Origin of the sequence: Streptomyces poriferorum, assembly GCF_019399235.1 — a bacterium.
In the GTDB taxonomy this organism is placed as follows: domain Bacteria; phylum Actinomycetota; class Actinomycetes; order Streptomycetales; family Streptomycetaceae; genus Streptomyces; species Streptomyces poriferorum.
On the sequence record NZ_JAELVH010000320.1, the window covers coordinates 1 to 6,815 of the forward strand.

The 6,815-nt window shown below is 74.1% G+C and carries 1 protein-coding gene; it reads right to left on the reverse strand.

Annotation, left to right across the window (positions count from 1 at the left end; translation table 11 throughout):
* The coding region (locus JGS39_RS34385) for a type I polyketide synthase (RefSeq protein WP_219573673.1) at nucleotides 1-6,815 on the reverse strand (6,815 nt) is incomplete at both ends.

Below are 6,815 nucleotides of genomic sequence, written 5' to 3' on the forward strand. Positions count from 1 at the left end.
TCCCCGTCCAGGGGGTCGCGCGGGTCGAAGGCGGGGAAGGGGAGGCCGGTACGTGGGTCGTCGAGGGGTCCGGCAGCGGCGAGGACGGCGGTCCTGGATCCGAGGTCGGCGATGTCGACCGGTGCGGGTGCCCACTCCAGCCGGTACAGCGCGCCCGCAGGGGTGCCGGCGGTCAGTTCGGCCGGGGTGACCGGCTTCCAGGTGATGTCCGCGGCGGTCAGCACGGGCCGCCCCTGGCCGTCCGCGAGGTCGAACGACGCGCGGTCCGGACCGGTCGGCCGGACCCGTATCCGCAGTTCGGTGGCGCCGGTGCGGTGCGCCTGTACGCCGGTCCAGGCCGCGGGGCTCAGCGGCGCGCCGTCGTCCGGCTCCGCGCCGTCGGGCCGGGCGCCGAAGCGGGCCAGCTGGACGGCCGCGTCGAGCAGGGCCGGGTGCAGCACGCACTGCTCACGGGCCGTCTGCTCGTCGAGTACGGCGTCGGCGAAGAGTTCGTCCCCGCGCCGCCAGGCGGAGCCGATCGTACGGAAGACCGGGCCGAGGCCGTGGCCGAGGGCGAACAACCGGTCGTAGAGGGCGGCCGGGTCCACCGGGGTGGCGCCGGGCGGTGGCCAGGCGGTCGTCTCGCCGGCCGGGTCGGCGGCGGGCGGGGCGAGGACGCCCCGGGCGTGCCGGACCCAGGCGGCTTCGCCGTCCTCCGGTCGCGCACCCTGCGTCCTGGAGTGGATGTCGACGGTGCGGCGGCCGTCGTCCGCGGGCGCTCCGACGGTGACGCGGAGCGCGGTTCCGGGGCCGGCGGCGAGTGGCAGCTGAGCCGTCACCGTCAGCTCGTCCAGGCGGGGGCAGCCCGTCTCCGTACCGGCGCTCAGGGCGAGGTCGGCGAAGGCGGCGGCGGGCAGGACGGGGGTCCCGAGCAGGTCGTGGTCGTCGAGCCAGGGCAGGTCGGTCCGGTTCAGCCGGCCGGTCAGGAGGGCGCCGCCGTCGGGGAGCGCCACGACCGCGCCGAGCAGCGGGTGTTCCGTCGCGCCGAGTCCGGCGGCGGTGAGGTCGGCCCCGCCGCGTTCGGGCAGCGCCCAGAACGGCTCGCGGCGGAACGCGTACGTCGGCAGGTCGATGCGGTTCGCCCCGCTGCCGGCGAAGAACTGCGGCCAGTCGACCGGGACATGGCGTACATGGGCGAGCGCGAGGGCTCCCACCAGTTCCGCCGCCTCGTCGCGGTCGCGGCGGGACAGCGGCAGGAACGCGGCAGTGGTGGTGTCGGGCAGGCAGCCGGGACCGAGGGCGGACAGCGCCGCGTCCGGGCCGATCTCCACGTAGGTGGTGACACCCGCCTCGTCCAGAGTGCGTACGGCGTCGGCGAACCGTACCGCTTCCCGCACGTGTGCGACCCAGTGCTGGGGGTCGGCGAGGTCGGCGGCCGTCACGATGCGTCCGGTCAGGGTGGAGACGAGCGGGACGGACGGTTCCGCCACTGTCATCCCGGCGGCGGCGCGCGCGAAGTCGGCCAGCATGGGTTCCATCAGCGGCGAGTGGAAGGCGTGTGACACCCGCAGCGGCTTGGCCGGGCGGCCCAGCGCCGCGAAGTGGTCCGTCACGGCCCGTACGGCACCGGCGGTGCCCGACACGACGACGGACTCGGGGCCGTTGACGGCGGCGACGGCGACGTCCCCGGTGAGGAGCGGTGCCACCTCGTCCTCGCTCGCCCGCAGCGCTGCCATGGCCCCGCCCTCCGGCAGCGCCTGCATCAGGAGGCCTCGTGCGGCGACCAGGCGCGCGGCGTCCGGCAACGACAGGGCCCCGCAGACGTGGGCGGCGACCAGTTCGCCGATGGAGTGGCCGGTGAGGTAGTGGGGGGTGACACCGTGATGTGTGAGTAGGTGGTGGAGTGCTGTTTGGAGGGCGAAGAGTGCGGGCTGGGTGTAGCGGGTTTCGTTCAGCAGCTCAGCGTCGGGGGTGCCTGGAGCGGCGAACATGATGTCGCGCAGGGGGTGTTCGAGGTGTGGGTCGAGTGCGTCGCAGGCTTGGTCCAGGGCGGTGGCGAAGGCGGGTTGTGTGGTGTAGAGGGTGTGGCCCATTCGGGGGTGCTGGCTGCCCTGGCCGGTGAGGAGGTAGGCGATGCGGGGTGTGGGTGCGGCGGTGCCCCGTACGAGTGCCGGGTGTTCCTTGTCCGTCGCGAGTGCGGTCAGGGCGTCGAGGGCCCGGTCCCGGTCACCCGCCAACACCACCCCACGATGCTCAAGATCTGCCCGCCCCCGGTACAACGCCGAAGCGAGCTGCTGGGGTTCGGCCTCCGGGTGTTCCCTGACATACGCGCGCAGTCGCACGGCCTGCTCACGCAGTGAGCCGGTGTTCTGAGCGGACAGTGGCCACAACACCGGCTCGGAATCTCCGGGTTCGGGGGTGACCGGCACCGAATCATGGGATTGCGGGGCCTGTTCCAGGATGACGTGGGCGTTTGTCCCGCTGATCCCGAAGGACGACACGGCCGCCCGGCGCGGCCGGTCGTGCTCCGGCCAGGGCACGTCGTCGACCAGCAGGCGCACCGCACCCGCCTCCCAGTCCACATGCGGCGACGGCGCGTCCACGTGCAGCGTGCGGGGCAGCAGGCCGTGGCGCATGGCCTCGACCATCTTGATGATGCCGCCCACTCCGGCCGCCGCCTGGGCGTGCCCGATGTTCGACTTCAGCGAACCCAGCAGCAGCGGCTGTCCGGCCGGCCTGCCCTGCCCGTACGTGGCCAGCAGGGCATCGGCCTCGATCGGGTCGCCGAGACGTGTCCCGGTCCCGTGGGCCTCCACCGCGTCCACATCGGACGTGCCGAGTCCGGCATGGGCCAGGGCCTGGCGGATGACGCGCTCCTGCGAGGGGCCGTTGGGTGCGGTGAGGCCGTTGCTCGCACCGTCCTGGTTGACGGCGGAGCCCCGTACGACCGCGAGCACCTGGTGATTGTTGCGCCGGGCGTCGGACAGCCGCTCCACGAGCAGCAGCCCCACCCCCTCCGACCACGCGGTGCCGTCGGCGCCTGCGGCGAAGGCCTTGCAGCGCGCGTCCGACGCGAGGCCGCGCTGCCGGCTGAACTCCAGGAACATCCCCGGGGTCGGCATCACGGTCACCCCGCCGGCGAGTGCCAGGTCGCATTCGCCCTGCCGCAGGGCCTGGGCCGCCAGATGCAGTGCCACCAGGGACGAGGAGCACGCCGTGTCGACCGTCACCGCCGGGCCCTCGAGGCCGAAGGTGTAGGCGACACGCCCCGAGGCGACACTCGCCGTACTGCCGGTGAGCAGATAGCCGTCCAGGCCCTCGGCCGGTTCGTGCAGGCGGGGCCCGTAGTCCTGGGCGGTCGCGCCGACGAACACCCCGGACGCGCTGCCGCGCAGACTGTCGGGCGCGATACCGGCCCGTTCGAAGGCCTCCCACGCCGTGGTGAGCAGCAGCCGCTGCTGCGGGTCCATCGCCGCCGCCTCGCGCGGACTGATTCCGAAGAGCCCGGCGTCGAACTCACCCGCGTCGTAAAGGAATCCGCCCTCCCTGACGTAGGAGGTGCCGGGCCGGTCCGGGTCCGGGTCGTACAGCGCTGCCAGGTCCCAGCCCCGGTCCGTGGGGAACGGGCCGATGGCGTCAGTGCCCCCGGCGACCAGATTCCACAGGTCCTCGGGCGAGGCCACCTGGCCCGGGTAGCGGCATGCCATGCCCACGATGGCGATCGGCTCGTCCACCTGGGACGCCGTATCCGTGCGGGCGGCCGGCAGCCCGGCCCCGGCCCTCCCCTCGGACCCGTCGAGCCGGTCGCGCAACAGGCGGACCACGGCCTCCGGAGTCGGGTGGTTGTAGACGAGGGCCGAGGGCAGCGAGAGTCCGGTCGCGGTCCGGAGCCGGTCGCGCAGTTCCACGCCGGCCAGCGAGTCGAATCCGAGGTCCTTGAACGCAAGGCCGGGATCGATCGCGTCGCCGGTGACATGTCCCAGCACGATCGCGACCTGCGTCCGGACCAGCTCCAGCAGGTCCGTGCCGGGCGCCGCCCCTTGCGCGGGCGCGGCCTCCTGTCCGGGCCCCGCCTCCTGTCCGGGTCCGGCCTCCCGCACCGGCACCGCCGCGTCCGGCGCCGCGGCCGGGCCGTCCTCCAGCCAGTGCCGGTCCCGCTGGAACGCGTACGTGGGCAGCGGGACGGTCCTGCCGCCCCGTGCCGCGAGTGCGTCCGCCCAGTCCACCCGGGCACCGCGCACGTGCGCCTGGGCCAGCGCGGTCGTCAGCGTCTCCGGCTCGGGCCGACCGCGCCGCAGCACCGACAACGGCGCGGGCTGTCCGTCACCGAGTGATTCACGGGCCAGAGCGGTCAGGACGGCGTCGGGGCCCAGCTCGACGAAGACACCCACACCGTCGTCCCGCAACGTGCGCAGTCCGTCATGGAAGCGGACGGCGTCGCGGATGTGCCGTGTCCAGTAATCGGGCGAGGCGAGTTCCTCGGCGGTCGCGAAGTCACCCGTGACGTTCGAGACGACCGGAATCCTCGGAGCACGGAACTCCAGCTCCCCGGCGATCCGCCGGAACGCGTCGAGGACCGGATCCATCAGCGGCGAATGAAAGGCATGGCTGACCGTCAACCGTCGGGTGCGCCGCCCCTGGGAGGCGAAGGCTTCCTTGACCCTTACGACATCGGGCTCGTCGCCCGAGACGACGACCGCGCGCGGACCGTTGACGGCGGCGATCGAGATCCGGTCGGTGAGATGCGGGACCACCTCCTGCTCGGTCGCCTCCACCGCGGCCATCGCACCGCCCGCCGGAAGCCCCTGCATCAGCCGGCCCCGGGCGGCCACCAGACGCGCGGCATCGTCGAGCGACAGCACACCGGACACATGGGCGGCGGTCAGCTCGCCGATCGAATGCCCGGCGAGCCGGTCCGGGCGCAGGCCCAGGTGCTCCACCAGCCGGAAGAGTGCCGTCTCGACGGCGAAGAGCGCGGGCTGCGTATAGCGCGTCTCGTCCAGCAGCGCTGCCTCCGGCGATCCTTCCGCCGCGAGGACGATGTCCCCCAGCGGGCGCTCCAGATGCGGGGCGAAGGCCGCGCAGACGCGGTCGAAGGCCGCGGCGAACTCCGCGTACCCGGCGTACAGTTCGCGCCCCATCCCGGCGCGCTGACTGCCCTGCCCGGTGAAGAGGAACGCCGTGAGGGTCTGCGTGTGCGCGCTGCCGCGTACGAGAGCGGGGTCGTCCCGGTCCTCCGCCAGAGCCTCGACCGCGCGCAGCAGCGCGTCCCGGTCGGCCGCCACTGCGACGGCCCGCTCGTCGAAGAGGGTGCGGGTGGTGGCGAGGGAGTACGCAATGTCGAGGGGCGACGCGTCGGGGCCGCCGGCCGTCAGCCGGTCGCGGAGCCGGGCGGCCTGACCGCGCAGGGCCCGCCCGTCACGGCCGCTGAGCAGCCAGGGGACGGGCGGCCGCGGCGTATCGGCAGCCGGCGTATCCGCAGCTTCCCCGGAGCCGCCGGCGACCGTACCGGAACCGGACTTCGCCGTGTCCCGGGCTTCCCCGGATCCGGAGCCGGCCGCCGCACCGGAGCCGTCGGCGACCGCACCTGAACCGGACTCCCCCGCGTCCCGGGCTTCCCCGGAGCCGCCGGCCCCACCGGAATCGGCTTCCCCGGAGTTGCCGGCCGCCCCACCGGATCCGGCTTCCGTCGCATCCGCTACCACCACATGGCAGTTGGTCCCGCCCATCCCGAAGGAGCTGACCCCCGCGATCAGCGGCAGCTCCTCCCGGGGCCAGGGACCTTCCTCGGTCCGGACCCGCAGGCCCAGGTCCGCCAGCGGGATGGCCGGGTTGGGCACATCGAAGTTGAGGCTGGCCGGGATCCGGCGCCGGGACACGGACAGCGCGGCCTTCAGCAGCCCCACCAGGCCGGCCGCGCCTTCCAGATGCCCGACGTTCGTCTTCGCCGAGCCCACCTGGAGCGGGGCGCCGGCAGGCCGGGCGGTACCGAGCGCCGCGCCGAGCGCGGCGGCCTCCACCGGGTCGCCCACCGGTGTGCCCGTGCCGTGCAGCTCGACGTACTGGACCTCGTCGGCCGTGACACCAGCGCGGGCGTACGCCTCGCGCAGCACCGCCTCCTGCGCACCCCGGTCGGGGACCGTGAGCCCGTCCGACGCGCCGTCGTTGTTGACCGCGCTGCCCAGGATCACGCAGTGCACCCGGTCGCCGTCGGCCCGGGCCCTGTCCAGCGGCTTGAGGACGACGGCGACACCGCCCTCGCCGCGTACGTAGCCGTTGGCGCGCGCATCGAACGTGAAGCAGCGGCCGTCGGGTGAAAGGGCCCCGAACTTCGCGCTGTCCGCGCTGCTGCCGGGGGAGAGGATCAGATTCGTACCGCCGACGACGGCAAGGTCGGACTCACCGCCGCGCAGGCTCTCGCAGGCGAGATGGACCGCGACCAGCGACGAGGACTGGGCCGTGTCCACGGTCAGACTCGGACCGGTGAGTCCGAGCACGTACGAGAGCCGGTTGGCGAGGATGCCGCGGTGCAGCCCCGTCATGGAGTACCGGTCCCCGTCCGCCCCGCCCCTGCGGTGGTGGAGCGCCGCGTAGTCGTCCCAGATGGCGCCGGCGAAGACGGCGGTTCGGCTTCCGGCCAGCACACCGGGGACGATCCCGGCCTCCTCCAGCGCCTCCCAGCCCAGCTCCAGCAGCAGTCGCTGCTGGGGGTCCATCGCCGCCGCCTCACGGGGCGGGATACCGAAGAATCCGGCGTCGAACCGGTCCACCTCGTCGAGGAAGCCGCCGCGGGCGGGGCCGCCGGTCCGCCGGCGCCCCCGCCCGCGGCGGCTTCC